Here is a 25,372-nt window from a genome sequence, read left to right on the forward strand (position 1 = left end):
CACGAAGAAGGCCGCGGACAAGGCCTCTAAGTGGAAGCCCTCGCCGATTACTTGGCCTGCGGGCGGCAGCGTCGAGGTTGCGCTGCCCGCCACTTCACCTGTGGCGAAGGCAAAGAGTGCAGTGCGCGCAGGATCGTTGCCAGTGCGCGTCGCGCAGCCGTCCGGCCAGGACGCACGGGCCGTATCCGAAGCTCCCGACAAGGCTGCTCCGGACGCTCCGTCACGAGTCAGGGTCACCCTCGCGGACCCCAAGACCACCGAGCAGGCCGGGATCGCCGGCCTGCTGCTGTCGGTTCAGCGCACCGACGGCTCCGCGAAGGCCGGCACCGCCCAGGTCGAGGTCGACTACTCGAAGATCAAGGATGCCTACGGCGCCACCTGGTCCTCGTCCCTGAGACTGAGCCTGCTGCCCGCCTGCGCGCAGGCGACGCCCTCGAAGCCGGAGTGCCTCAAGGGCACACCCCTGGTCACGCGCAATGATGCGAAGACTTCCACGCTCAGCGCCGCGGTGGATCTGCCCGCGACCGCGGAGCCGTCCTCGCTCCTGAAGTCGGCGCCCTCAACGCTGGCCGCGCCCGCGGGCGGTACGGCGGTCCTTCTCGTGGATCCCTCACCGGAGAGCGCCGAAGGATCCTTCAAGGCCACCTCGCTGGCGCCGTCCAGTGCGTGGTTGGCCGGCGGGAACTCCGGCTCGTTCGGCTGGAACATCCCTATCGGTGTTCCTCCGGTTCCGGGCGGGCTGGCCCCGAAGGTAGGCCTCGTGTACAGCTCGTCCTCCGTGGACGGGCGTACCGGTTCCACCAATAACCAGACCTCGTGGGTCGGTGAGGGCTGGGAGTACAGCCCCGGGTTCATCGAACGCAAGTACGCATCGTGTGAGAACGACAAGCAGGGCGGCAACAACAGCTCCGTCAAGAGCGGTGACCTGTGCTGGAAGTCGGAGAACGCGACGATGTCGCTGAACGGCTCCAGCTCCGAGCTGCTCTATGACGCCGGCAAGAAGGTGTGGAAGCTGTCGAACGACGACGGCTCCCGGGTCGAGCGGATCTACGACCCCGCCGGCAATGGTTCGGGGGACGAGGACTCCGAGTACTGGCGGGTCACCACCGGCGACGGCACGCAGTACTGGTTCGGCAAGAACCGCCTGCCCGGCTGGACCACCGACGACGAAGTGACCAATTCGGTCAACTGGGTCCCCGTGTTCGGCAACCACGCCGGCGAGGAGGGCCACGAAACCGACTTCGCCTCCTCCAGCGAGAACCAGGGCTGGCGGTGGAACCTCGACTACGTCGTCGACCCGCACAACAACGCCATGGCCCTTTACTACACCAAGTACGGCGCCTACTACGCGAAGAACGGGAAGCTCGACGACCCCGCCGCCTACACGCGTGACAGCACCCTGAAGAAGATCTCCTACGGCCTGCGCGCCGGCCAGGTCTACACCCCGGCCCTCGCCCCCGCCCAGGTCAACTTCACCGTGGACAACCGTTGCGACGCGGCCACCTGCACCCTGGACAAGGCCCACGCCCTCGACTGGCCCGACGTCCCGGTCTACCTCGATTGCAAGGCCGCTACGCAGTGCCTGCAGGCATCGCCGTCGTTCTGGTCGACGAAGCGGCTGAAGAGCATCGACACCGTCGCGCTGTCGGGCAGTGCGCACGTGCCCGTGGACAACTGGACGCTCAACCAGATCTACCTGCCCACCGGCGACGAGACCAAGCCGGCGCTGTGGCTGAACTCCGTCACGCGCACCGGCAAGGCCGGCGCGCTGGGCGACAGCGACACGCTGACGACCACGTTCACCGGTGCCCTCATGGCCAATCGGGTCAACTCGGACGAGGGCCGACCGCCGATCAACAAGCGGCGCATCACCCTGATCGCCGGCGAGACCGGCGGGAACACGCTGGTCAGCTACACCGACAAGGACTGCACCCCCACCAGCCTTCCCGCCGTCGACAAGACCAACACCAGGCGCTGCTACCCCTCCTGGTGGACCCGCGACGGCGGCCAGGATCCGGTCAAGGACTATTTCCATAAATACCTCGTCGAGACCGTCCAGGAGGCCGACACCACCACCAACAGCGACTCTCCCCCGAAAACCACCAAGTATGTCTACATCGGCGCCGCGAACTGGGCGCACGACGAGGGCGAGTTCACCCTCGACAAGCACCGCACCTGGAACGACTTCCGCGGCTACCGCACCGTTCGCACCCTGACCGGTAACGCGCCCAACCGGCTCCGGACCGAAAGCGACTACTACCTCGGCACGGGCACGGTGATCAACGGAGTCGCCGACCGGCGTGACTTCGCCGGGAAGGTCTCCGAGACCCGCACCCTCGACGGCGAAGCCGGCCCCGTGGTCGAGAAGACCACCCACACCCCGTGGGAGTCTCCGGAGAATGCCTCCCAAGCGGTCAAGGGCATCACGGACCCGGACCCGGACCCGGTCACCGGGAAGGTGCTCGTCGCACCCACCCTGCCTTCCAAGGCCGCCCGGTTCGCCGGGACCGAGATCACCGTCGACAGCAAGCTGCTGGCCGACGGCACCTGGCAGGCCTTGACCACGACCCGGCAGTACGACACCGCAGACGGCATGCTCCGGAGCGAGGGCAACGACGGGGCGGGCACCACCGAGGCGAACTGCTCGGTGACCGCATACGCAGCCCCGGACACGGTGAACTGGCTGATCGCCTACCCGAGCCAGGTCACCACCACGACCGCCAAACCGTGCAGCACCACCATCTCGGCGACGTCCGTGACCGGCGCCGGCCGGATGTCCTACGACGGCCAGGCCGTCGGCACCGCCCCCAAGCCGGGTCTGGGCAACCTCACCAAAACCGAGAAGGCGTCCAAGCTGGACGCGAGCAGCCAGCTCGTCTGGGAAGCCCAGGGTCAGGTCACGCACGACCAGTACGGCCGGCCTCTGACCTCCAAGGGCCAGGACGGGGAAACCACCGCCACCGCCTACACCCCGGCGACCGGCGCCCAGCCGACCGGCATCACCATCACCAACCCCAAGGGCCACAAGGCCACCAGCACCTACGACGGCCTGCGCGGCCTGCTCCTCACCTCCACCGACGCGAACGACCGGACGACCACCTCCCAGTACGACGCGCTCGGGCGCCTCGTCAAGGGCTGGGCCGCCGGCCGTCCCACCAGCGCACAGCCGAACGTCACCAACACCTACACCCTGTCGGCCACCGCTGCCCCGACCGTCACGACCAAGAAGCTCTACGAGGACGGCACCTGGGGTACCTCGGTAGTCATCTACGACTCCCTGCTGGGCCCCCGCCAGACCCAGACCATGCCATCGGCACCCCTGGGCGGACCATCACCGACACGCATTACGACGGCTACGGACGCGTCCGGTGGTCAAGCGCGCCGTACCACAACGACTCGGCGGTCAGCCGGACGCTGTTCGTGACCCTCGAAAAGGACGTCTCCAGCGCAACGGAAACCCTCTACGACGCCCGCGGCCGTGTTACCGCGTCCGTCCTGAAGGGCGATGGCACCGAGAAGTGGCGCACCACCACGACCTACGGGCCCGACTGGCAAGCGGTCGTTCCGCCCCAAGGCGGGACCGCCACCCTGGCCGTCTCCGACGCCCGCGGCCGGGTCGTCGAGCGGCGTGACTACAAGGACCGCACCCCCGGCATCGGGGACGCGGCCACCCTGTACGACAAGCACACCTACGTCTACGACCGCGCCGGCAAGCTGGCGAAGATCACCGACAACTCCGGCCGCAACAACTGGACCTACAGCTACGACCTGCAAGGTCGTCAGACCCAGGCCACCGACCCCGACAAGGGCAAGACCACCACCATCTACGGGACCGACGGCCGCCCCCAGAGCTCAACCGACGCTCGCGGCATCACCCTCGCCACCACCTACGACGAGCTCGGCCGCAAGACCAGCCTGCGCAAGGACACGGTCACCGGCACCAAGCTCGCCGCCTGGAGCTACGACACCGCCACCGGCGGCAAGGGCCTGCCCGCCACCACGATCCGCTACGACGGCACCACCGCCTACACCAGCACCGTCATCGGCTACGACACCGGCGGACGGCCGACCGGCACCAAGGTCACCGTTCCCAGCGTCACGGGCGAGGAAGAACTCGCCGGCACCTATACCGTCTCCGGAACCTCTACCCCGGTCAGCGGCATGCCCGCCACCACCGCCTACAGCACCACCAACGCCAAGGCCGCCACCGCCCTGCCCGCCGAGACGGTCACCAACGACTACGGCGCGCAGGACAACCTCAACATCGTCGAAAGCTCCCTCGGGGACGTCTACCTCGCCGGCGCCCGATACACCCCCTTCGGCGAGCTCGCCAAGACCACCCACGGCAACATCAACACCGTCATCACCAACACGGTGCAATACGACAACCTGACCCGTCGGGTCGAGAACACAGCCACCGAGCGTGACCGCTCCGGGCCCAGCGTCCTTTCGGACAGCACCTACACCTACGACCCCGCCGGCAACATCACCCGGATCAACGACAAGCAGAACGACGCCACGGTCACCGACGACCAGTGCTTCACCTACGACTGGGCACGCCGCATGACCGAGGCCTGGACCTCGGGGGACAGCTGCACCACCAAGCCCGTCAACGGCGCCGGCACCCCCGACCTGGGCAGCGTCGACCCGTACTGGACCAGCTGGACCTTCACCGACACCGGCCAGCGCGCGACCGAGAAGCAGCACAAGGCCGGCCCCGTCACCGCAGACACCCTGCGCACGCACGCCTACCCGACCGGCACCACGGCCGGGCATGAACTCCTGAAGGTCACCGCCACCGGCGGCAGCCCCGGGACCGACACCTTCACCTACGACCAGACCGGCAATCTCCGCACCAAGGACACCGCGGCGACCGCCGCGCAGACCATGACGTGGGACGACGAGGGCAAACTCGCCTCGTCCACGGTCGGCAGCGCCACGACGTCGTTCCTGTACGACACCGCCGGCACGCGGATCCTCAAGCGCGAGCCGGCCACCACCACGCTCTACCTCCCCGGCGGCCAGGAACTCATCCTGACGAAGGCCACCAACACGGTCACCGGCAACCGCTACTACACCTTCCCCGGCGGCAGCGCCATCCGCTCCAGCAGCGACGGTCTCGTCCGCTTCCTCATCGCCGACCACCACGGCACCAACACCCTGTCCATCAGCGCCTCCACCCTCGCCTACAACCGGCGCAAATCCCTCCCCTACGGCGCCCAACGCGGCACAGCCCCCTTCTCCTGGCCCGGCCAGAAGGGATTCGTCGGCGGAGACATAGACTCCACCACCGGCTTCACCCACATCGGAGCCCGCGACTACGACCCCACCACTGGCCAATTCATCAGCGTCGACCCACTCCTCAGCACCGACCTCCCCCAATCCCTCAACGGCTACAACTACGCCAACAACAGCCCCATCACCTCATCCGACCCCACCGGCATGCGCGAAATGTGCAGCGCATACGGAAACTCCTGCACGCCGACCCCGCCTCCTCCCTGCGGTGCTCCTTGCGCCCCTCCCAAGAACCTCGGAACCAACGGCGGCAGCAGCGGCAGCCCCGGCACTGGTGGATCCACCCCGGTGGGCAGCACTACGGGTACTGGCGATGTCGCCTCGAAGAAGTTCTTCCTCGGAGCCCCGTTGACCTCCGTGCAGTACGACGCCATGACGAAGCAGGGGTATCAAGGATCGCAGAACTACACTGCGGACGAAGCAAAGGAATGGACTGCGATTCTCGGCTGCGTGGAGGATGGTAGTAAAATCGAAGCCTGCAGGAAGCAGAGCGACGCAAAGAAGAATGCCACCGAAATTGAAGTGTTCATCAACAAACACAAGGATGGAATTTCCATAACGAACCAACTGGCCGGAGACACTGCGACACTCGGCCTCTTTACTGCGGCAGGGTGTACCGCATGGGGAAATCTGCCTTGCGTAGGCGCCGCAGCATCTGTGACGAAGTGGTCTTTCACGGCCAAGGCGGCAACCCGAGTGCCTCTGGTCATCAACGCGTGCGGCGCCTTCTCTGAAGGTAATACCGGATGCACGGAGCAATCTATCGGCCTAGTTTCGGATCTGATTTCAGTGGGCACAGGGTTTGTCGGTGAAGGAGTCATAGCAGGTTATATCGCCGATCGAATTGTCGTCGGTCTTGGATTCCGGGGGCAGTGGCGATGAGGAAGCGGAATTCGGCAAGCCTGGCGAAAGGCTTTGCTTATGCCATACTGTTCCTCGCCCTTCCGGTGGCGGTAATTGTCGAAGTTGTGGGATCGACGCCTGTCGCGTATAGGACGCTAGCCTCGGCGGCTATGGCGTGCCCCTCCTTCATGTGCCTGTTGTGGAGATTCAACTTTTCTCCACAGCTGAGAGTGGGAGAAGAAGGTCTGATCGTCCAGAACCCCTACAGGACGACTCGGGTGCCATGGTCTCAAATTTCCGAAATCGGATGGCAGAAGTCCCTGGCAAGCCACCGCCTTCGCATACTGACGAGCGAAGGGGTGATCCACCCGTACGCCTTTGGGAAGGTGTCTTGGGGGGCCGAGGCGAGGATGCAGTTCTTGGCCGACATTGAGGCCTTGAAGGGAGCGCGTTCCGTCAAGATTGTGAATCAGATCCAGCACAAAAGGGTTAGCGTTCTCCCGGAAGTCTGCGCAGCGACCTTCTTTGTCATCTGCCTGATTGTGGTTTTGGCCAGGCAATAGCCAGAATGCCTCAGGGGAGTACAGGCGAGTGAGGGCCTTCCGGTTTCGGTGTGGATTGCAACATCTCCATCGAACGCCGGAAAGCCCTCATTTCCCCGCCTTCGATACCGTCACGGGCACCGCGCTACCCACCATCGACACGTCCAGCAACTGGTCGGTCTTCGCTCCCTCGGGCCGTCGGACGGCGCTGCGGACCGTGGTCGGACCGGCCCCGTCCATGACCGCCCGATACGTCCTCTCTCTCGTCAGGACCTCGGTGCCGGCGTGCGTCGCTGCTCAGCGCTTCACTTGCACGCCCTCGCCGCGAGCTCGACGCGGAGACCAGCGCCGTACGGGGCGAGCGCCCCATCGGGACGGTCTGGGTCCGGGAGGGCCGTGCCTACGCCGTTCACCTGACCGGCCACCACGAGGCGCCGCCGGAAACGGCCGCACAGCCTCGGATCCACCCGGTCACCGGACAGTCGGTTCGGTCCAAGTTCGGCGAACACTGGACTCGCACCCTCCTGGATTTCCTCATCGGGGCGGCTCCGGAGCACGTGGGCGAGTTCGTGCGTCTCGCCTCCCAGCCCGGCAGCCGGCGGTATGACCTCGCGGCCTACGCGGCACATGTGCTGGTGAACCACTACCGGGAACGCCCTGAGCGGCTCGACGCGGTGTTCAGGGCGGGCGCCTCCGACAACCTGGGCGCCTGCCCCGTCCGCGAATTCCTCATGCAGGACGGCGATCTTGATGATGTACCGGCTGCGCAGAACGGCTCGTCCGCGTCGCGCGATCGTGGGCCACGCATGCCAATGCCGTCCCCGACACCGGACGCTTCCATTCCACGGTGCCGATCACGTTCGACAACCACTCCTGGTTCTACGGACTTCTCAGCGACCTCTCTGTCATCGCTCTCACTCCCCGCGCAGGGCGCGGCGGAAGGCCGGCTGGCTGATGAGGATGCCGCCGTCCACCGGGAGGGTCGTGCCCGTGATCCAGGCGGCGTCTTTGGAGGCGAGGAAGGCGACCGCGGCCGCGATGTCGTCGGGTAGGCCGACCCTGCCGAGCGGGTAGTGGGCGGCAACGGCTTCCAGGCAGGACTCGCGACCCGCCCACGCGTCCGTGTGGACCGTGCCGGGGGCGACCAGGTTCACGCGGACGCCGCGGGGGGCCGCATGGCCGGCGAGGGTGCGGGTCAGGCTGGCGAGCCCCGCCTTGGCCGCGCTGTAGGCGTGGTTGCCGAAGTCCTGCTCGCCGTTGACCGAGCCGATGCTGACGATGGCACCCCGTCGGTCGGGGGCGGCCGCGAGGTACGGGAGGGCTGCGCGGGCGCAGCGGTAGGCGCCGGTGAGGGTGATGTCGAGGTCCCGGTGCCAGATCTCGTCGGTCTCGTCTTCGAAGAGCGGGGCGTCCGGGTGGCAGTCGTAGGCGTTGTTGACCAGCACGTCCAGGGTGCCGCAGCGCCGGACCGCGTACGCGACGGCCGCCTCGACCGACGCGCGGTCGGCCACGTCGCAGGACAGCGCCTCGGCGTCCCCTCCCGACTCCCGGATGCCGGCCGCCGCCTTTTCGGCGCGATCGCCGTCCAGGTCGGTGACCAGCACGTGCGCGCCCTCGCCGGCCAGCCGGCGGGCAGTGGCCTCGCCGATGCCGCGGCCGGCGCCGGTGATCAGTACGCCGTACCTCTCGAAACGTCTCATGGCCGCTCACTACCCGGCCGCCACTCGGGCAGAACCTGGGGTGCTCGTCAACGAGGTCGTCCACGAAGGGGGAGGGCTGGTCCGCGAAATTGCACGGTCAGATCACGTGTACGGGCCAGGTCGCCCCGGCTGCTGACATCCCCCTGCCGCCCAACAGGGTGTCAGCGGGCGCCCCTGCGGATGGACGGTCTTGCGTGGCAGGAGAGCAACCTGGGCGGCCTCGCCTCGAGGAAGGTGGACCTGGCCGGCGATGACACCGGGATCGAGTTCGTGCTCGTAGCCCATGCTCCGGCCGACCTCCTCGACAGCTTTACGCCCGTGCTCCAGCAGCGCCTGGGCCGTGCTGGGCGCGGCATCGGACTGCTCCAAGTCGGCGTCGTAGCCGGAGAAGTCGAACGGAGCGGCGGGCAGTGCGACGGCGGTGGCAGCCGCGGGTCCGTCCGCGGGGGACGCTGTCGTGCGGAGCCGGTTGCTCTCCTCGTTCAGCTCGACGATCACCCGCTGCGCCTCCGCGGCGGACCGCAGGCCCGAGGCGACGCTCTCGGCCTGGCTGCGGGCTTCGGTGCTCTTCTGGAGCGCCTGGCGGGCCTCGCCCAAGTCCGCGTCGCCTGCGCCTGGATCGGGTGGATCAGGTGGACCGGGTGGCGGCCGGGGCCTGTGGGGGTGAGAGGGTGCGCGTTCGTGGGTGGTTTGGTGTGCGGACCCGCGAGAATCACCTCGTGAGTACACCAACGCAACACCAGCGGGTCGTCGGACGCGGCGTCAGCACCCTCATCCCGCAGAGCGCCGCCGATCAGGCCATGGCCGCGCTCACCGGACTGGAGACCGTGCCCGTGCACATCGGGCTCCTCCAGGCGGCCGCCCTCCTGTTGGAGGATGCCGCGCGGTCCGCGGTCGACGAGTCGGCGAAGGCCGCCATGGCCAAGACGGCGGGGATGCTGCGGTCCGCCATGTAGGTGCCGACGCCGAAGGGCCCTGCCCGCGCGACAGCGCCCAGGGCCGGCCCCGGACCGCCGACGGAGTGCGATCCGGCGTCAGCCGGCCGTCCCCGGTGCGGTGCGGTGCGATCGGCCGGGGGCGGCGGGGCCGTCCTCGCCCGCGATGAGGAGTTCGCCGACCTCCTCCGTGAGGGCGGCGCGGGCCGGGGCGGGCAGGCCGGTGTCCGTGATGAACCAGTCGGCCTGGTGGAGGGCGGCGAAGCCGCTGAGCCCCACGACGCCCCATTTGCTGTGGTCCGCCACGACGGCGACCCGGCGTGCCGAGGCGACCAGGGCGCGGTTGGTCTGGGCCTCCATGAGGTTGGGCGTGGTCAGGCCGGCGCCCTGCGCCACCCCGTGCGCGCCGAGGAACAGCAGGTCCACGTGGAGGGAGCCGATCGCCAGGTCGGCGAGCGGGCCGACCAGGGCGGCCGAGGGGGTGGGGGAGCCGCCGGTGAGGAGCAGGGCCGGGGCGTCGGCTCCGCGGTCCCGGCCTTCGGCCCACACCAGCTCCGCCACCGGGAGGGAGTTGGTGACGATGGTGAGCCGCGGGACGCCGAGGAGCCGGGCGGCGACGGCGTGTGCGGTGGTGCCGCCCGAGACGGCGACCACGCTGCCCGGCTCCACCAGGGTCGCGGCCGTGTCCGCGATGGCGGCCTTGGCCTCGCCCTCCAGGTCCGACTTGGCCTCGAAGCCGGGCTCGTGCCCGCTCGCGCCGGCCGGGGCCACGGCTCCGCCGTGGACCTTCTCCACGAGGCCGCGCCGGGCGAGGGCGTCCAGGTCGCGCCGCACGGTCATGTCCGAGACGCCGAGCTGCCCGACCAGGTCCGCCACCCGTACCGCGCCCTCGCGCCGGACCGCGTCCAGGATGAGGGCGCGGCGCTGATGGGCCAGTTGGGCAGCCTGCTCGGCCACGGGTCACTCCCGGGAATCGGTGAAACCGGTCAGAAGGCAGCAAGGTAACACGGCTGTGATGTTGGAGTCTGGGGGAATTCTCGGCGTGGGCTGGTGGAAAATGTTCGAGAGTGTTTATTCTCGCTAGGTGAAGAAGACCCTGGCGAAACTCGCGGACGGCCGCGAACTGATCTACTTCGACACCGACGAAGGTGCCGTGCGCGACGCGCCCGACCTGCGCCCACTGGATCCGGTGGACAGCCGGCCGGAACTGCGGCGGGACGAGGCCACCGGTGACTGGATCACCATCGCCTCCCACCGCCAGAACCGGACCTACCATCCGCCCGCGGGCGAATGCCCGCTCTGCCCGTCCCGCGACGGCCGGCTCAGTGAGATCCCGGCCGCCGACTACGAGGTGGCGGTCTTCGAGAACCGCTTCCCCTCCCTCGCCGGTGAGGCCGGGCGCTGCGAAGTCGTCTGCTTCACCCCCGAGCACGACGCCGGGTTCGCCGACCTCACCCCGGCCGCCGCCCGCCTGGTCCTGGACGCGTGGACCGACCGCACCGCCGCGCTCTCCGGACTCCCCGGCGTCGAGCAGGTCTACTGCTTCGAGAACCGGGGAGCCGAGATCGGGGTCACCCTCGCCCACCCGCACGGCCAGATCTACGCCTTCCCCTTCGTCACGCCGCGCACCGCCAAGATGACGGCCACCGCGGAGGCGCACCGCGCCGCCACCGGCCGCAACCTCTTCGAGGACCTCCTCTCCCGGGCCCGGGCAGCCACCGAACGGGTGGTCACGGCCGGGGAGCACTGGACCGCCTTCGTGCCCTACGCCGCCCGCTGGCCGTACGAGGTCCACCTCTATCCGCACCGCCGGGTCCCCGACCTGACCCGCCTCACCGAAGCCGAGCGTGCCGAGTTCCCCCACGTCTACCTCGACCTGCTGCGCCGCTTCGACCGGCTGTTCCCCGTACCGCAGGCGGAGCCGTCGCAGCGGCCCGCCCCCACCCCGTACATCTCCGCATGGCACCAGGCGCCCCGCACCGGCGGCGGGGAACTGGCCCTGCACCTGGAGCTGTTCACCGTTCGCAGGACCGCCGACAAGCTCAAGTTCCTTGCCGGGACGGAGTCCGGTACGGAAGCCTTCATCAATGACGTGGCCCCCGAGACGGCCGCGCGACGCCTGCGGGAGGCCCTGGCATGAGCGACCGGACCGAGCGGGCCGCGGACGCCTTCGCGAAGCTCTTCGGCGGTTCCCCCGACGGGATCTGGGCGGCGCCCGGCCGGGTCAACCTGATCGGTGAACACACCGACTACAACGACGGGTTCGCCCTGCCCATCGCCCTCCCGCAGACCACCCTGCTCGCCGCCCGGGCCCGTACGGACGGCCGGCTGCTGCTGCACAGCGCGCAGGGCGACGGCCGGATCACCGAGCTGGCCGTGGCGGACCTGGCCCCCGGGGCGGTGCCGGGCTGGGCCGCGTACCCGGCCGGAGTGGTCTGGGCCCTCGCCGGGGCGGGGCACCGGGTCGGCGGGGCGGACCTCCACTTCGACAGCACGGTGCCCACCGGAGCGGGCCTCTCCTCCTCCGCCGCCCTGGAGTGCGCGGTCGCCGTCGCCTACGACGGGCTGTACGGCCTGGAGCTGGCCGGACCCGAACTGGCCCGGATCGCCCAGCGGGCGGAGAACGCCTTCGCCGGCGTCCCCTGCGGGATCATGGACCAGATGGCCTCCGTGTGCTGCACCACGGGGGCCGCCCTCCACCTCGACGCCCGCACCCCGGAACACCACGGGCAGGTACCGCTCGACCTCCCGGGGCAGGGGCTCGGACTGCTCGTGATCGACACCCGGGTCTCCCACGACCTGGGCGACGGGGCGTACGCGGCTCTGCGCGCGGGCTGTGAACGGGCTGCCGGGCTTCTGGGCCTGCGCGCCCTGCGGGACCTGCCCGCCGGGGACCTCGCGGCGGCGCTGGACGAACTCCCGGCGGAACTGGCGCCGTTGGTCCGCCACGTGGTGACCGAGAACGACCGGGTCGCCGAGGCCGTCGCCCGGCTCGGGGAAGGCGAAGCGGCCGCCCTCGGACCGATCCTGACGGCCGGTCACGCATCGCTCCGCGACGACTACCGGGTCTCCTGCCCGGAGGCCGACCTCGCCGTGACGGCCGCGCTGGGCGCCGGGGCCCTCGGCGCCCGGATGACGGGCGGCGGCTTCGGCGGCTCCGTCATCGCACTGGTGGAGGCGGGCCGCGAGGAGGCGGTGGGCGGGTCCGTCACGGCGGCCTTCGGCGCGGCCGGCCACCGGCTCCCGCGCCTCCTCACCGCCGTCCCCGCGGCGGGCGCCCGCCGGCTGGTGCCGCGGCCGGAGCCCCTGCTGGTGCCGCGGCCGGAGCCCCTGCTGGCGCCGTAGCCGGGGCCCCGGCTGCGCCTCAGGTGGTGAAGGGGGTCCCGTCCAGGGTCCAGTGCCAGTCCAGGCCGATGCCCAGCGCGGCGTAGACGTGGGCGGCCACATCGGTGTGGCGGACCACCGGCGGAGTCACGCCGGCGGCCAGGCCTGGCCCGCACGCGGCCACCCAGGCCGTGCGCTCCAGCTCGCTGCGTCCTCCGTGGCCCCCCTCGTCACGGTGCCCGTGGTCGGTCACCACGATCACCGTCCACTGCTCCCCGGAGTGGCCCGGGCGGTCGCGGACGGCCTTGACGAGGCGGCCCAGGCGCTGGTCCGCCGTCTCGATCGAGCGGCGGTACTCCTCGCCGCAGCCGAGGAAGTGGGCGGTCTCGTCGACGGCCCCGAAGTAGACGAAGGAGGCGTGCAGTTCCTCCCCGGAGCCCAGCACGTGCGCCGCTTCGGCGGCCACGGCCTCGTCGGCCTCCTCCCAGGCCTCCGGGGTGTCCGCGCGCGGGGCGATGTAGCTCAGCCGGCTGGGGGCGGTGAAGAGCGGACCGCCCTGCTGGGCGAGGAACAAGGGGGCCCAGCCGCCGGCGGCGAAGGTCCGCCGCCCGCATTCGAGCGCCAGGCGCGTGGTGAAGTCGGGGAAGACGTCGAGCCGGTTGCCGTCGAGCCGGTTGCCCCACACCCCGTGCTTGGCGACGGTGACTCCGGTGGCGATGGTGGACCAGCACGGCCCGGACATCGTCGGCGTGGCCTCGTCGATCTCGACGGGAGCGAGGAATCCCGCGTCGGCTATCTCGTCGAGGTGCGGGGTGTCCAACTGCGGCAGCAGGTCGAGCCGTACGCCGTCGATGCCGACGACCAGAACGTGATGAGTGTGCATGGTCCGGTCCAAGGTGTCTGTGAAGGGGAGCAGCAGGGCCGCCAGGGTGCCGGTCGCGAGCGGGAGCGCGGCCGGCACGGAGGAATCCCCCGAGGTCGAAGGCCCTCGTGCGGGCCGGGAGTTGGCCAGAGGTTAGGACGGACCCCGGGTTGAAATCAATACTGGACGAAGTTATTTATTCGCTCTACGGTGCACCCGTGTTCCGAAACCACCCCCAGCCGCCCCTGGTCAGCGCACCGGCCGAAACGGCGGTCCTCGCGCTGCTCCTGACCGAGGGCCCGCTGAGCCGGGTGGAGCTCGCGCGCCGGACCGGGCTCTCCTCGACGGCCGTCACCAAGGCCGCACGACCGCTCATCGACGACGGGTACCTGCACGAACTCCCGCCGGAGCGTACCGCCCCCGGAGCCGGCCGTCCGGTCAACCCGCTGGCCGTCACCCCCGACCGGGAGTTCTTCGCCGGCGTGAAGATCAGCGACGACCGGCTGTTCGGCGTGGTCTGCGACCTGCGCGCCACGGTGCGCGCCACCGCCGAACGGGCCCTCGACAGTCACGAACCCGGTGAGGTCACCGGGCTGTTGGCCGCTCTGGTCGACGAACTGCTCGCCACCGATCCCGCGTTCCGGGACCGCACCCGGCACCTCGGCATCGCGGTCTCGGGGGACGTGGACCGCGGCGGGGGCCGGGTCCGCTTCTCTGGCCGCCTCGGCTGGCGCGACGTACCGCTCGCCGAGACCCTGGCCGGCAGCACGGGGCTGACGGTGACCGTCGAGAACGACGTCAAGGCGCTGACCATCGCCGAGCACTGGTTCGGGGAGGGCGTCGGCACCGGCTACTTCGCCCTGGTCACGATCGGCGCGGGGATCGGCTCCGCGCTCGTGGTCAACGGAGAACTGGTGACCGGCGCCTACGGAGTGGCCGGGGAGATCGGCCACGTCCCCGTCGACCCGGCCGGTCCGCGCTGCCGGTGCGGCGCGGTCGGCTGCGTCGAGGCCATCGCCTCGACCGGCGCGATCCTGGAAGCGGTCCGCCGCGGGACCGGCATGCCCGGCCTCGGCTTCGACCGGGCCGTGGAGATGGCCCGGGGCGGGGACCCCGCGGCCCGCGAGCCCTTCGCCCGGGCGGGACGCGCGATCGGCGTCGGCATCGCCACCCTGGTCAACCTCGTGGGTCCGGAGCGCGTGGTGGTCAGCGGCGAGGGAGCCGGTACGTACGACCTGTTCGGACAGCACATCAGGGAGGCCTACGCGGCACACGCCTTCGGGGCCGCGGTCAAGTGCCCCCTGTCCCTGCGCCCGCTCCCCTGGGAGGAGTGGGCCCGCGGAGCCGCCGCGGTGGCGGTCCGGGCACTGTTCCCGCCGAGCCCGGCCGCGGCGGCACTGCCGTAGCGGCGCAGCACTCGTACCCGCACGACGGGAGCCCGCCCGGAAGACCCGGCCGGCGCCCCTCGTCGCACCGGGCGGCTACCAGAGGACGGGCAGCCGCTCGGGGAGGCGCTTCATGAACCGGGTGCGCCAGACGAGCTGATCGACCGGCACGGCGAGCTGGAGACGGGGCATCTTCTCCAGGAGCACCTCGAGGGCGATCTCGGTGTGCCGCTTGCCGAGGGCGGTGGCGGGGCAGTAGTGCGCTCCGCCACCGAAGGAGAGGTGCGTGGCCGCGTTCTGCCGGTCGATGTCGACGACGTGGGGATCGCTGAAGACGGCCGGGTCCGTGTTGGCGGCCTCGACCAGTACGAGCAGGAGCTCCCCCTTCTTCACCTCGACGTCCCCGAGGGTGACGTCTTCGAGGGCGAGGCGGGGCAGGCCGTCACCGATGGAGAGGTTGACGCGCAGGAGTTCGTCCACGGCGGCCGGGATCTTCTCCGGCGCCTTGCGCAACTGCTCCCACACGTCCGGGTTCTGGAGGAGGGAGAAGACCGCCATCGTCAGGAAGCCCATGGTGGAGATGACCCCGGCGCCGAACAGGGTGACCCCGACCGTGGCGAGCATCTCGTCGGTCAGGTGGGCGTACTGGGGGTCCGGGCGCAGGGCCGCCAGCTCGGCGACGAGCCCGGTGGTGGAGGGATCGTCGAGGCGCTCGACCATGTAGGCGATGTCCCGGTCCCAGTTGAGCTTGGCACCGGTGACCGGGCAGGCCGAGTTCATGAACGCGATGTCGAGGCTCGATGCCAGGCGCGGGGCGTCGGCCTGCGGGATGCCGAGGATGCGGCAGTGCAGGTTCTCTGCGTACGGGTTGGTGAACTGGCCGCGCAGGTCGACCGGCGCCCCGTGGGTGAGGAGGCCGTCGACGAGCTCGGAGGCGTGGCCGCGCATCCAGTCGGTGAGACCGTCGGTCTTGGGGTTGATCGCCTTGAGGACGGCCTTGCGCAGGCCGGCGCCGGTGATGTTGCCCATGTTGTTGACGACCTCGGGCGGGATCGTCAGCGCGTACTGGCGCGGCGCCCCGGGGGCGGAGGTGTCCTTCAGGCTGAATCTGGGATCCTCGAGGACCTGCTTGCACAGCTCGTAGGAGGAGACGAGCCAGGCTTCGTCCCCGGCGATCGTGCGGACCCGCTTGACGGGCTCGGCGCGCAGCTCCTCGACCTCGCGGGGGAGCTGGTCGCCGCGCGCGGAGAACGGGAAGTCGAGAAGGGTCTCAGTGGACATCGGGTGCTCCTTCGGCGGGGGTGATGACGGCGTGTCCCTGATTGCGCGAGGCGCGCAGGCCGGAGCCGCGTGAGTAGAGCAGTTCCGCCATCGGCAGGAGCTGGTGGTAGCAGTTGAGGGAGGACGGCACCCCGAGGATCGCGGGGGTGTCGAGGAAGAGCGGCGCTTCGGCGCAGACGTACTGCAGGCAGACCTCGCGCTGTCGGGTGGTGGCGGTCTTGCCGCCCAGCACCTTGGAGGAGAGGAACGCGTCGACCAGGGAATTGCAGGTGCTGCGGAAGTCCGGGTCGGTGTCCAGCAGGTTGTACAGGTGGGCGTGGAGCGCGCGGTACGCGGGTATCTCCGTGAGGGCCGACATGGGCCGCGCACGGAGACGGGTGCCGGTGGGATCGGCCTCGGCCGCTGCGTTGTTGACCTTGGCGCGGACGCCCCGCAGGTTCTTGACCGCCTTGCGGCGGGCTTCGTCGGGATCGTAGCCGAGGGCCTCGTACATCTCGGCCACGTGCAGGTCGGTGTAGATGAGATCGACCTGTGCGAAGGTGCGCATGCCCCACTGAGCGAGGTCGAGGACGCGCTGGGCGGAGAAGTAGCTGTTTCCGGGCGAGATGCCGATCACGGCGTGATCGCCTTCGGTGTGGATCACCTGGCAGTGCGGGGTGAACGGCCGGACTGTGAAGACTTCGGTCAATGTCGTCAACAGGTGTCGGGTCCTTCGCGCCGCAAGTCCCATGGGGCCCTGTGCCCCGGGTGTGGCGGCGACGTGACGGAAAGGTACCGGAGCAGTGCGCAGCGTCCTATGGCTTCCGGCCAGTAACTCACCAGCTGGACAGCACCGTTGCCCGGGGCTACGAGCTGGGAGCCGGGCCTTTCGGCCGTTGGGCGAGGTGCGCGCCGCCCCGGGCGTGCGGTGCGTGCGCGGGGTCACCGGCTCGCCGAGGTGACCCCCCGAGGGATGACCGGTTACCGCCCTGCCGGATGGTGCGGGCGCCGCCGGTAGCCTGCGAGGTCGCCGACGACGTTGGTGGTGGTGACCGAGTCGAGGGCCATCGTCGTGCGGGTGCCCTCTTCGTAGCGGCCCCACTGCGGCTTGGGGCGGTGGTTGGGGTCGCCGGTGCGGACGAAGGAGATCCAGGCCGCGTGCATCGTCGAGGCGAGGCCGTCACGGACCTGGGGGTTCAGCCCCGCCAGTAAGGGTGCCTGCGACCACTGGTCGAAGTTGTCGAACGCGAAGGGCAGTTCCAGGCAGTGCGCGGCCGCGGGCCGGCCGTCGTGCGCGGGCGCCGGCAGGTTGAACTGGTAGGCCCAGACCGGGCGTCCGCGGGCCACGCGGCGTTCGGCCGGCGCCACGGCGGGCATGCGGAACAGGTCGTCGGTGATCCGGTCGGTGCACCGCCGGGTCGGGCTCGGGGTCGCGGCGGCCTTCCAGCACTCCAGCCTCTTCCTGCCCGAGACCGTGCTGGAGAACGTGCTGCTCGCCGGGGTGCGCCGCGCCGGTTCCCGGAACGCGGCGATCGCGCAGGGCATGTCGGTCGTCCTCGTCGAACAGAACCTGTCCCTGGCCCGCTCCACCGCCCGGAGCGTGGCCGTGATGCAGAAGGGAGTCATCGTCCACAGCTCGACCGGCACGGAGTTCACCTCCCGCCCCGAAGACCTCGGACGCCTCCTGGGAGTCGGCTGACCTCACACCCGGAGCCGAGTCCGTCGGTGCGCGGAAGCCCCGCGGACAGCTGACCGGAGGTGCGAATCGTTGTAGGCTCCGCAGACCGCCCTTGACCTGCGTGAAGCAGGCAGGGAGCAGACACATCGGGAGTATTCGCATGCTTCGCACCATGTTCAAGTCCAAGATCCACCGGGCCACCGTCACCCAGGCCGACCTGCACTACGTCGGGTCCGTGACCATCGACGCCGACCTCCTCGACGCGGCGGACCTGCTGCCCGGTGAGCTCGTGCACATCGTGGACATCACCAACGGGGCCCGGCTGGAGACGTACGTCATCAAGGGCGAGCGCGGCTCGGGGGTCATCGGGATCAACGGGGCCGCGGCCCATCTCGTGCACCCCGGCGATCTGGTCATCCTGATCAGCTACGGGCAGATGGAAGACGCCGAGGCGCGCGTGTTCGAGCCGCGGGTCGTCCACGTCGACGGCGACAATCGCATCATCGAACTGGGTGTGGATCCTTCCGCCCCGGTTCCGGGAACGGACCAGGAGCGCAGCCCCCACGCGGTGGCTGTCTGAGGGGAGTCGGGACGATGTCGCAGACCGGGTCGAGTGAAGCGATCAAGCTCGTGGACGACCGCGCGGCCGGGCGGCTGCTGGCCGTCGAGGACGGGGCGGTGGTGGGCTACATCGCCTACTTCGTGCTCGCCGAGGCCCCGCACGCCCTCGTGGCGGTCCACACCATCGTCGAGCCGGGCCACGAGGGCCGCGGGATCGCCGGGAACCTGGTGAAGACCTTCTACGGGATCGCGGCCGACGAGGGCGTGCCCGTCGTCCCGCTGTGCCCGTATGCCGCGAGCTGGGCCGCCAAACACCCCGAGCAGGCGCCCGAGGCTCCGGCCGGGGTGGTGGCCGCGGCCAAGGCGCAGCTCGCCTCCGATTCCGACTTGTGGTGATGCGTTTCCGCGCCGGGGCTGACGCTGCTGCACACCTCGTCCGTGCACGTGCCGGTCTTCGACGCCCTGCGCGACCGGCACCACCCGGGCGCCGTCCTGCGCCACCTGGTGGTGCCGGAGCTGCTGGAGCGGGCCCGGGAACGGGGGCCCGCGTCGCAGGCTCCCGCCGTGCGGGAGCTGCTGGCGGGCTCCGGCGGGCCCGTCCTGGTCACCTGTTCCTCGATCGGGGCCGTCGCCGAGTCCCTGGGGCCGGAGCTCGGGGTCCCGGTGCTGCGCGTCGACCGTCCGCTGGCGGCCGCCGCGGTCCGTACCGGGGAGCGGATCCTCGTACTGGCCACGGTGGAATCGACGCTGGCCCCGACGGCGGAGCTGCTGGCGCAGGAGGCCGGGCGGGCGGGCCGGCCGGTGTCGGTCCGTACCCGGCTGGTCGACGGGGCCTGGGACCGCTTCGCGGCGGGCGATCCGGCCGGCTGCCTCCGGCTCGTGGCCGACGCGGCGGACGCGGTCACCGCCGCGGACGCGGACGTCATCGTGCTCGCCCAGGTGTCCATGGCGGGCGCGCAGGATCTGGCCACCACGGCCGTGCCGGTCCTGTCCAGCCCCGCCACCGGCCTCGCGGCCGCCCTGGGGCAGTAGTCCGGCGGGCGCCGGGACCGGGGGAGGGGGAGGGTGGAGGTATGACACAGCCTCCCGTCCCCGGGCCGGTCCCGGCACCCAGTCCGTTCCCCGACCCGGCTCCGATGCCCCGGCCCGAGCCGCCGACACCGGGTCCGGTGCCCGAACCCGACCCGGTCCCGCCGCCGCCCGGCCCCGCACAGCCCCCCGCGCCCGAGCCGTGGAGCTGACCGGGACGCCCTGACCGGGGCACCCTGACCCGGACGTCCCGATGCGGAGCCCGCCCCGGAAGCCCCGGGCCGGAGCGCCGGCCGGCCCGGCCGCGCGCGTCAGTCCGTACGGACTTCGGAGCGGTCCGCGCTCCACAGGGTGTGGTACGAGCCCTCGCGGTCGGTGCGCCGGTAGGTGTGCGCCCCGAAGAAGTCGCGCTGGCCCTGGGTCAGGGCCGCCGGGAGCCGCTCCGAGCGCAGGGCGTCGTAGTACGCCAGCGAGGCCGCGAAGGCCGGTACGGGAATGCCCTGGCGGACCGCCGCCACCAGCACCTCGCGCCAGTCCTCCTGCGCGGCGCCGATCTCCTCGGCGAAGCCGGCGTCCGCCAGCAGGCTCGGCAGCTCCGGCCGGGCGTCGTACGCGGCCCGGATCCGGTCCAGGAACGCGGCACGGATGATGCAGCCGCCGCGCCACAGGGAGGCCACGGCGCCCGGGTCCACGCCCCAGCCGTACTCCTCGCTGCCTGCCTGGATCTGGTGGAAGCCCTGCGTGTAGGAGACGATCTTCGAGGCGTACAGGGCCTGCTCGACCCGGGCCGCGAAGGCGTCCGCCTCGGCGGCGGACAGCGGCGAGGCCTGCGGTCCCGCGAGACCCCGCGCGGCCGTACGCAGCTCGCCGTGGCCCGAAACCGCGCGGGCGAAGACCGCCTCGGCGATCCCGGACACCGGCACCCCGAGGTCGAGGGCGATCTGCACGGTCCAGCGGCCGGTGCCCTTCTGCTCGGCGGCGTCGGCGACCACGTCCACGAACGGCAGACCGGTCGCGGCGTCCGTGTGCGCGAGCACCTCGGCGGTGATCTCGATCAGGTACGAGTCCAGCCGGCCCTCGTTCCAGGCGCGGAAGGTCTCGGCGATCTTCGCGGGGGAGTAGCCGGCCACCTCGCGCAGCAGGTGGTAGGCCTCCGCGATCAGCTGCATGTCGGCGTACTCGATGCCGTTGTGCACCATCTTCACGAAGTGCCCGGCGCCGTCGGGGCCCACGTGCGAGGTGCAGGGCGTGCCGTCGGCGGCCTTGGCGGAGATCTTCTCCAGCAGCGGGCCGAGCGAGGCGTACGACTCCTCGGAGCCGCCGGGCATGATGCTGGGGCCGAGCAGCGCGCCCTCCTCGCCGCCCGAGATGCCGACGCCCACGAAGTGCAGGCCCTGCTCGCGCAGCTCCTTCTCCCGGCGGCGGGTGTCCTCGAAGTGGGCGTTCCCGCCGTCGATGATCACGTCGCCGGGCTCCAGCAGCGGCGCGAACTCGCGGATCACCGCGTCGGTCGGCTCGCCGGCCTTCACCATGATGATCAGGCGGCGCGGGCGCTCCAGCGCGTCCACGAACTCCTTCGCGCTCCCGGCGGCCACGAAGGAGCCCTCGTGGCCGAACTCCTCCACGAGCGCCGTGGTCTTGGCGGCGGTCCGGTTGTGGACGGCGACGGTGAAGCCGTTGCGGGCGAAGTTGCGGGCGAGGTTGCTGCCCATCACCGCGAGTCCGGTGACTCCGATCTGGGCCGTGCTGCTGGTCATGTGCGTGCGCTCCTGAGTGCGTCGACAGTGCATTCGATGTGCGGAGGAATGCAGGAACACCGACGCTACCCCGACGGAGATCCTTAACGGCGTCCTACATTCGGCGGGAAACCAACTTCCGCTCGAATGCGTTGTGTTGTGCGCCTTGTCATGCTCCGGTCGTGGCGTTAAGTTGCGAGACTCCTGATGTCTTCGATGGGGGCTCCCATGGGTGTACGGGGCCGGCACCGCCGGTATCAGCCGAGCAGCATCAACCGTGCTTCGCTCGTCGTCACCGCGGGCGGAGCCGGGATCGCGCTGCCGCTGATCGGAGCGGGAGCGGCGCACGCCGCTTCGGTGGACACCTGGAACAAGGTCGCCACCTGCGAATCCACCAGCAACTGGAGCATCAACACCGGCAACGGCTACTACGGCGGACTCCAGTTCAGCCAGAGCACCTGGCGCGCCTTCGGCGGAACCGCGTACGCCGCCCGCGCCGACCTGGCCACCAAGGCGCAGCAGATCGCCGTGGCCGAGAAGGTGCTGAAGGGGCAGGGTCCGCAGGCCTGGCCGGTCTGCGGGAAGCAGGCCGGACTCAGCCGCAGCGGGCCGACGCCCGCGCTCGGCGCGCAGGGCAGGGCGACGGCTCCCGCGAAGGCCGCGGCCCCGAAGATCGTGACGGCGGCCGCCCCCAAGGCGGCCCCGCAGGCCGCGCCCCAGGGCACGACGCCCCGGCCGACCGGGACTTCGGTCCTGCCCAACCCGTACGTCGTCGCTCCCGGCGACTCGCTGTCGGCGATCGCCACCGAGCAGCACGTCGAGGGCGGCTGGCAGTCGCTGTACGCGACCAACCGGGCCGTCGTGGGCGGCGATCCGGACCTGATCTTCCCCGGCCAGCGGCTCACCCTGCGCGTGACGGCCGCACCGCCCGCACCGCCCGCGCCGAATCCGGAGAAGCCGCCGCGCACGGCCGAACCCGTGAAGCCCGTGGCGCCGGCGGCGCCCGCCGAGCAGGCCGGTACGAAACCGGCCGAAAAACCTGCCGGGAAGCCCGCGGAAAAGCCGCAGGCCCCCTCCGGAGGCTTCAGCGCCCCGGTCGACGCGGGCCTGGGCACCGCCTACCACGTCGCGGGCTCGTCCTGGTCCAGCGGCTACCACACGGGGGTCGACTTCCCGGTGGCCACCGGCACCACCGTCAAGGCCGTCGGCAACGGCGAGGTCGTCTCAGCGGGCTGGGCCGGTGCGTACGGGTACCAGGTGGTCATCCGGCACGCCGACGGCCGGTACTCCCAGTACGCGCACCTCTCGGCGCTCTCGGTCAAAGCCGGCGCGTCGGTCTCCGGCGGGCAGCGGATCGGCCGTTCCGGTGCGACGGGCAACGTGACCGGGCCGCACCTGCACTTCGAGATGCGCACGGGACCCGGCTACGGCACCGACATCGACCCGCTGCGGTACTTGCGCGCCCACGGAGTCTCCATCTGAAACCGAAGCCGAAGCCGAAGCCGAGAACGGGGCCGAAGCCGAGGCGGCAGTCCGGGTCCCGGCCGGGACCCGGGCCGCGGTGGGAGCCGCGGCCGGTGCCGGACCCTGCGCCGGCCCTGACGGTACGAGCACCCGCGCGTTCCGGGGCGCGAGGGTGAGCAGGACCAGCCCGGTCGCCGCCGTGGCCGCGCTCACCAGCGCCGCGGCCACGCCGAGCGCCCCGTAGCGGAAGCCCTCGTCGAACAGGGCGATGCCGACCGCCGCCGCGACCACCGGATTGGCCACGGTCACCGTGGCCAGCGGGGCGGTCAGCCCGGCACCCCGGTAGGCGGCCTGCGACAGCAACAGCCCCGTGGCGGCCAGTGCGGCGATCGCGGTCAGCTCCGGCCACAGCGTGACCAGGGCGTCCGGGGCGAAGCCCTCCGCCACCGACTTCGTGAACACCGAGGCCATCCCGAAGGCGGCCCCGGCCGCCGTGGCCAGCAGCACGCTGTGCGCGGTGACCCGCCGCACCCGCCGCGCGGCCAGGAACAGCACGGACACCAGGGCCCCGGTCGCCGCCAGGAGCAGGCTCTGCTCCCCGCCCGACAGGGACTGCTCGTCCCGCCCGCCCCCGCCCGTCAGGGCCAGCAGCCCGGCCAGCCCGGCCGTGGCCAGGACGGCCCCGCGCCAAGCGGCGGCCCCCGCCCGCCGCCGTACGAACACGGCCGCCATCGGGAGCGCGAAGACGATGGTCAGGGCCCCGAGCGGCTGCACCAGACTCAGCGGCCCGTAGGCGAGCGCCACCACGTGCAGCAGGGCCCCGAGGCCGTTCAGCGCGATCGCGCCGTACCAGGCGGGCCGGCGCACCGGGGCGTACGACCGGCCGGTGGCGGCAGCCGCGACCCGCTCCTGGACGATCGCACCGGCCGCGTACGCCACGGCGGACACCAGGCACAGCAGGACCGAAAAGGCTAGGGCGCTCATAAAAGTCACAATGCCCGAGTCCGGAGAGCTATTCCTCCCCCTGGAGGCGGGGACGCATACGTCCTGCGGCGTACTCCGAACGCAGTAGCCGGAAGGGCAGGAGTGCGTTTGTCTTCCCACCCGGAGGATCCGTACACTAGCCCTTTTGGGGACTTCCGCATCCGGCGGACGCGGACGACTGATCAAGGAACGCAGCGGGTATGACGGTGACCGAAGACAGCCAGGAGCAGGGCCACGCCTTCGGGCCGGGCATCGACCCCGACCGCCTGGCCCTCTGCCTCAGCGTGCTCGACGAACTCGACAAGATCGACGTCGACCACCCGGACGCGATCACCGTGCGCCGCGCCACCGCCGGGCTGTACCGGACGGTCAAGCAGCGCCGCCGCCAGGACCGCCGCGCCGCCAAGACCGCCAACGACAAGGCCGTCACCGAGGCGACCGCGACCGGCTCCGCCGAGCGCATCGACGACGAGACCGAGGGCCTGCTGCCCTCCTCGGTCACGGAGACCGGCCGGATCGCCGGGGTGCTCCAGCGCCCGCGCTCTTGCTACGTCTGCAAGACGCGGTACGTCGAGGTCGACTACTTCTACCACCAGCTCTGCCCGAGCTGCGCCGTCGAGAACCGGGCCAGGCGGGAGGCCCGCGCCGACCTGACCGGCAAGCGTGCGCTGCTCACCGGCGGCCGGGCCAAGATCGGCATGTACATCGCCCTGCGGCTGCTGCGCGACGGCGCCCACACCACGATCACCACGCGCTTCCCCAAGGACGCCATCCGCCGCTTCAAGGCGATGGACGACTCCGCGGACTGGATGCACCGACTGGAGGTCGTCGGCATCGACCTGCGCGACCCGGCCCAGTCGGTGGCCCTCGCCGAGCAGGTGGCCGAGGCCGGCCCGCTCGACATCCTGATCAACAACGCGACGCAGACCGTGCGCCGCCTGCCCAGTGCCTACGCGGCGCTGGTCGAGGGGGAGAGCGCCCCGCTTCCGGCCGGCGAGCTCCCGGCCCACCACGTCATCGGGGCCTTCAACTCCGGTGCGGTCGACGGCCTGGCGGCGCTGCCCGTCGGCGTGAGCGGCCTCGAGGCGCAGAAGGTCGCCGACCTCGCGCTGGTCGCGGGCAATGCCAGCCTGGAGCGGCACCTGGCCGGAACCGCCATCGACGCGGGCGGCCTGCTGCCCGACGTCGTCGACAGCAACACGTGGGTGCAGACCATCGACCAGATCTCCCCGGTGGAGCTGCTCGAAACCCAGCTGTGCAACTACACGTCGCCGTTCATCCTGATCAGTGCCCTCAGGCCGGCCATGGCCGAGGCCGCCCGCAAGGCGCCGGGTGGACGGGCGTACGTAGTGAACGTCTCGGCGATGGAGGGCGTGTTCAGCCGCGGTTACAAGGGTGCGGGGCACCCGAACACCAACGCCGCCAAGGCCGCGATGAACATGGTGACCCGGACCAGCGGCCAGGAGATGTTCCAGACCGACCGGATCCTGATGACCTCGGTCGACACCGGCTGGATCACGGACGAGCGCCCGCACTTCGACAAGCTCCGCCTCGCCGAAGAGGGCTTCCACGCCCCGCTCGACCTGGTCGACGGCGCGGCCCGGGTCTACGACCCGATCGTCCGCGGCGAGCTCGGCGAGGACCTGTACGGGGTCTTCCTCAAGGACTACGCGCCCGCCAACTGGTAGGCCGCACGCGCGCGCCGCAGGGCCGCCCCGCCGACGCGCCGCACGCCCGCCCCGCGTCAACCGAGCGCCCCCGGCCCCTCTTCCGA

At 71.0% G+C, this 25,372-nt stretch carries 21 protein-coding genes and 1 pseudogene; 13 read left to right on the forward strand and 9 right to left on the reverse strand.

Features of this window, described 5'->3' with window-relative positions; genetic code table 11:
- Positions 1 to 142 precede the first annotated feature (142 nt).
- Genes ACIA8F_RS08475 through ACIA8F_RS08485 form a run of 3 tightly spaced genes read left to right on the forward strand, consistent with a single transcriptional unit; the run spans position 143 to position 6,701 of the window.
- Positions 143 to 3,424, forward strand: coding sequence for a hypothetical protein (locus tag ACIA8F_RS08475; RefSeq protein WP_399377491.1), 3,282 nt, complete (start codon positions 143 to 145; stop codon positions 3,422 to 3,424).
- Positions 3,421 to 6,177, forward strand: coding sequence for an RHS repeat-associated core domain-containing protein (locus ACIA8F_RS08480; RefSeq protein WP_399377492.1), 2,757 nt, complete (start codon positions 3,421 to 3,423; stop codon positions 6,175 to 6,177). The genes ACIA8F_RS08475 and ACIA8F_RS08480 overlap by 4 nt, the downstream gene beginning before the upstream one ends.
- Positions 6,174 to 6,701, forward strand: a complete 528-nt coding sequence (locus ACIA8F_RS08485) for a PH domain-containing protein (protein ID WP_399377675.1) — start codon at positions 6,174 to 6,176, stop codon at positions 6,699 to 6,701. Before ACIA8F_RS08480 ends, ACIA8F_RS08485 begins: the two co-directional genes overlap by 4 nt.
- Positions 6,702 to 7,594: 893 nt before the next feature.
- On the opposite strand, the gene ACIA8F_RS08490 is transcribed toward ACIA8F_RS08485, so the two are convergent.
- Both ACIA8F_RS08490 and ACIA8F_RS08495 read right to left on the reverse strand, forming a co-directional pair.
- Entirely contained in the window at positions 7,595 to 8,380 is a 786-nt protein-coding gene (locus ACIA8F_RS08490; RefSeq protein WP_399377493.1) for an SDR family NAD(P)-dependent oxidoreductase, read from the reverse strand.
- A 102-nt stretch (positions 8,381 to 8,482) separates the two neighbouring features.
- Positions 8,483 to 8,977, reverse strand: a complete 495-nt coding sequence (locus ACIA8F_RS08495) for a hypothetical protein (protein ID WP_399377494.1) — start codon at positions 8,975 to 8,977, stop codon at positions 8,483 to 8,485.
- Between the two features lie 122 nt (positions 8,978 to 9,099).
- On the opposite strand from ACIA8F_RS08495, the gene ACIA8F_RS08500 reads away from it, so the two are divergent.
- Positions 9,100 to 9,336 carry a hypothetical protein gene (locus ACIA8F_RS08500; protein WP_399377495.1) on the forward strand — a complete coding sequence of 79 codons (237 nt, stop codon included), beginning with the start codon at positions 9,100 to 9,102 and terminating at the stop codon, positions 9,334 to 9,336.
- Positions 9,337 to 9,414: 78 nt separating this feature from the next.
- On the opposite strand, the gene ACIA8F_RS08505 is transcribed toward ACIA8F_RS08500, so the two are convergent.
- Positions 9,415 to 10,272, reverse strand: coding sequence for a DeoR/GlpR family DNA-binding transcription regulator (locus ACIA8F_RS08505; RefSeq protein WP_399377496.1), 858 nt, complete (start codon positions 10,270 to 10,272; stop codon positions 9,415 to 9,417).
- Between the two features lie 127 nt (positions 10,273 to 10,399).
- On the opposite strand from ACIA8F_RS08505, the gene galT reads away from it, so the two are divergent.
- Entirely contained in the window at positions 10,400 to 11,455 is a 1,056-nt protein-coding gene (gene galT / locus ACIA8F_RS08510; protein ID WP_399377497.1) for a galactose-1-phosphate uridylyltransferase, read from the forward strand.
- A complete protein-coding gene (gene galK / locus ACIA8F_RS08515) occupies positions 11,452 to 12,660 on the forward strand; it encodes a galactokinase (RefSeq protein WP_399377498.1) in 1,209 nt (402 codons plus the stop codon). The genes galT and galK overlap by 4 nt, the downstream gene beginning before the upstream one ends.
- A 19-nt stretch (positions 12,661 to 12,679) precedes the next feature.
- Here galK and ACIA8F_RS08520 read toward each other — a convergent pair whose 3' ends face one another.
- Positions 12,680 to 13,600, reverse strand: coding sequence for an alkaline phosphatase family protein (locus ACIA8F_RS08520; protein WP_399377499.1), 921 nt, complete (start codon positions 13,598 to 13,600; stop codon positions 12,680 to 12,682).
- 119 nt (positions 13,601 to 13,719) lie between these two features.
- On the opposite strand from ACIA8F_RS08520, the gene ACIA8F_RS08525 reads away from it, so the two are divergent.
- Positions 13,720 to 14,907 carry an ROK family protein gene (locus ACIA8F_RS08525; protein ID WP_399377500.1) on the forward strand — a complete coding sequence of 396 codons (1,188 nt, stop codon included), beginning with the start codon at positions 13,720 to 13,722 and terminating at the stop codon, positions 14,905 to 14,907.
- A gap of 75 nt (positions 14,908 to 14,982) precedes the next feature.
- On the opposite strand, the gene ACIA8F_RS08530 is transcribed toward ACIA8F_RS08525, so the two are convergent.
- From ACIA8F_RS08530 to ACIA8F_RS08540, 3 genes are all read right to left on the reverse strand, one after another.
- Entirely contained in the window at positions 14,983 to 16,167 is a 1,185-nt protein-coding gene (locus ACIA8F_RS08530) for a cytochrome P450 (protein WP_399377501.1), read from the reverse strand.
- Positions 16,157 to 16,864: a tRNA-dependent cyclodipeptide synthase gene (locus tag ACIA8F_RS08535; protein ID WP_399377502.1), complete on the reverse strand. Its 708-nt coding sequence runs from the start codon at positions 16,862 to 16,864 to the stop codon at positions 16,157 to 16,159. Before ACIA8F_RS08535 ends, ACIA8F_RS08530 begins: the two co-directional genes overlap by 11 nt.
- Before the next feature lie 263 nt (positions 16,865 to 17,127).
- A complete protein-coding gene (locus ACIA8F_RS08540; protein WP_399377503.1) occupies positions 17,128 to 17,523 on the reverse strand; it encodes a carboxylesterase family protein in 396 nt (131 codons plus the stop codon).
- Between ACIA8F_RS08540 and ACIA8F_RS08545 the strand changes: the two genes are divergently transcribed.
- The 4 genes from ACIA8F_RS08545 (at position 17,522) to ACIA8F_RS08560 (ending at position 19,417) form a co-directional block, all read left to right on the forward strand.
- Positions 17,522 to 17,845 carry a hypothetical protein gene (locus ACIA8F_RS08545; RefSeq protein ID WP_399377504.1) on the forward strand — a complete coding sequence of 108 codons (324 nt, stop codon included), beginning with the start codon at positions 17,522 to 17,524 and terminating at the stop codon, positions 17,843 to 17,845. The genes ACIA8F_RS08540 and ACIA8F_RS08545 overlap by 2 nt on opposite strands.
- Positions 17,846 to 17,984: 139 nt before the next feature.
- Positions 17,985 to 18,404: an aspartate 1-decarboxylase gene (panD, locus tag ACIA8F_RS08550; RefSeq protein WP_383948972.1), complete on the forward strand. Its 420-nt coding sequence runs from the start codon at positions 17,985 to 17,987 to the stop codon at positions 18,402 to 18,404.
- Positions 18,405 to 18,418: 14 nt separating this feature from the next.
- The gene (locus ACIA8F_RS08555) at positions 18,419 to 18,781 is read left to right on the forward strand and encodes a GNAT family N-acetyltransferase (RefSeq protein WP_383948975.1); all 363 of its coding nucleotides are present in this window, start codon (positions 18,419 to 18,421) and stop codon (positions 18,779 to 18,781) included.
- 42 nt (positions 18,782 to 18,823) lie between these two features.
- On the forward strand, positions 18,824 to 19,417 hold the full coding sequence (locus ACIA8F_RS08560) for an aspartate/glutamate racemase family protein (RefSeq protein ID WP_399377505.1): 594 nt from the start codon (positions 18,824 to 18,826) through the stop codon (positions 19,415 to 19,417).
- A 308-nt stretch (positions 19,418 to 19,725) separates the two neighbouring features.
- Here the strand turns inward: ACIA8F_RS08560 and gndA are convergent, their stop codons facing one another.
- Complete coding sequence (gene gndA / locus ACIA8F_RS08565; protein WP_399377506.1) at positions 19,726 to 21,171, reverse strand: NADP-dependent phosphogluconate dehydrogenase; 1,446 nt, start codon at positions 21,169 to 21,171, stop codon at positions 19,726 to 19,728.
- A gap of 207 nt (positions 21,172 to 21,378) precedes the next feature.
- Between gndA and ACIA8F_RS08570 the strand changes: the two genes are divergently transcribed.
- Entirely contained in the window at positions 21,379 to 22,632 is a 1,254-nt protein-coding gene (locus tag ACIA8F_RS08570) for a transglycosylase family protein (protein WP_399377507.1), read from the forward strand.
- A gap of 192 nt (positions 22,633 to 22,824) precedes the next feature.
- Here the strand turns inward: ACIA8F_RS08570 and ACIA8F_RS08575 are convergent.
- Positions 22,825 to 23,598: pseudogene (locus tag ACIA8F_RS08575) on the reverse strand (DMT family transporter); the annotation flags it as partial.
- Between the two features lie 200 nt (positions 23,599 to 23,798).
- On the opposite strand from ACIA8F_RS08575, the gene ACIA8F_RS08580 reads away from it, so the two are divergent.
- Positions 23,799 to 25,286, forward strand: coding sequence for an SDR family NAD(P)-dependent oxidoreductase (locus ACIA8F_RS08580; RefSeq protein ID WP_399377508.1), 1,488 nt, complete (start codon positions 23,799 to 23,801; stop codon positions 25,284 to 25,286).
- Positions 25,287 to 25,372 lie beyond the last annotated feature (86 nt).

This window comes from Streptomyces sp. NPDC051563, assembly GCF_044454225.1.
In the GTDB taxonomy this organism is placed as follows: Bacteria; Actinomycetota; Actinomycetes; order Streptomycetales; family Streptomycetaceae; genus Streptomyces.

What these genes read in the sequence shown, in the direction of transcription:
- ACIA8F_RS08530 (WP_399377501.1), bottom strand. Translation starts at nt 16,167, where the DNA reads ATGTCCACTGAGACCCTTCTCGACTTCCCGTTCTCCGCGCGCGGCGAC.
- gndA (WP_399377506.1), bottom strand. Translation starts at nt 21,171, where the DNA reads ATGACCAGCAGCACGGCCCAGATCGGAGTCACCGGACTCGCGGTGATG.
- galK (WP_399377498.1), top strand. Translation starts at nt 11,452, where the DNA reads ATGAGCGACCGGACCGAGCGGGCCGCGGACGCCTTCGCGAAGCTCTTC.
- ACIA8F_RS08580 (WP_399377508.1), top strand. Translation starts at nt 23,799, where the DNA reads ATGACGGTGACCGAAGACAGCCAGGAGCAGGGCCACGCCTTCGGGCCG.
- ACIA8F_RS08555 (WP_383948975.1), top strand. Translation starts at nt 18,419, where the DNA reads ATGTCGCAGACCGGGTCGAGTGAAGCGATCAAGCTCGTGGACGACCGC.
- ACIA8F_RS08540 (WP_399377503.1), bottom strand. Translation starts at nt 17,523, where the DNA reads ATGCCCGCCGTGGCGCCGGCCGAACGCCGCGTGGCCCGCGGACGCCCG.
- panD (WP_383948972.1), top strand. Translation starts at nt 17,985, where the DNA reads ATGCTTCGCACCATGTTCAAGTCCAAGATCCACCGGGCCACCGTCACC.
- ACIA8F_RS08570 (WP_399377507.1), top strand. Translation starts at nt 21,379, where the DNA reads ATGGGTGTACGGGGCCGGCACCGCCGGTATCAGCCGAGCAGCATCAAC.
- ACIA8F_RS08490 (WP_399377493.1), bottom strand. Translation starts at nt 8,380, where the DNA reads ATGAGACGTTTCGAGAGGTACGGCGTACTGATCACCGGCGCCGGCCGC.
- ACIA8F_RS08545 (WP_399377504.1), top strand. Translation starts at nt 17,522, where the DNA reads ATGCGGAACAGGTCGTCGGTGATCCGGTCGGTGCACCGCCGGGTCGGG.
- ACIA8F_RS08485 (WP_399377675.1), top strand. Translation starts at nt 6,174, where the DNA reads ATGAGGAAGCGGAATTCGGCAAGCCTGGCGAAAGGCTTTGCTTATGCC.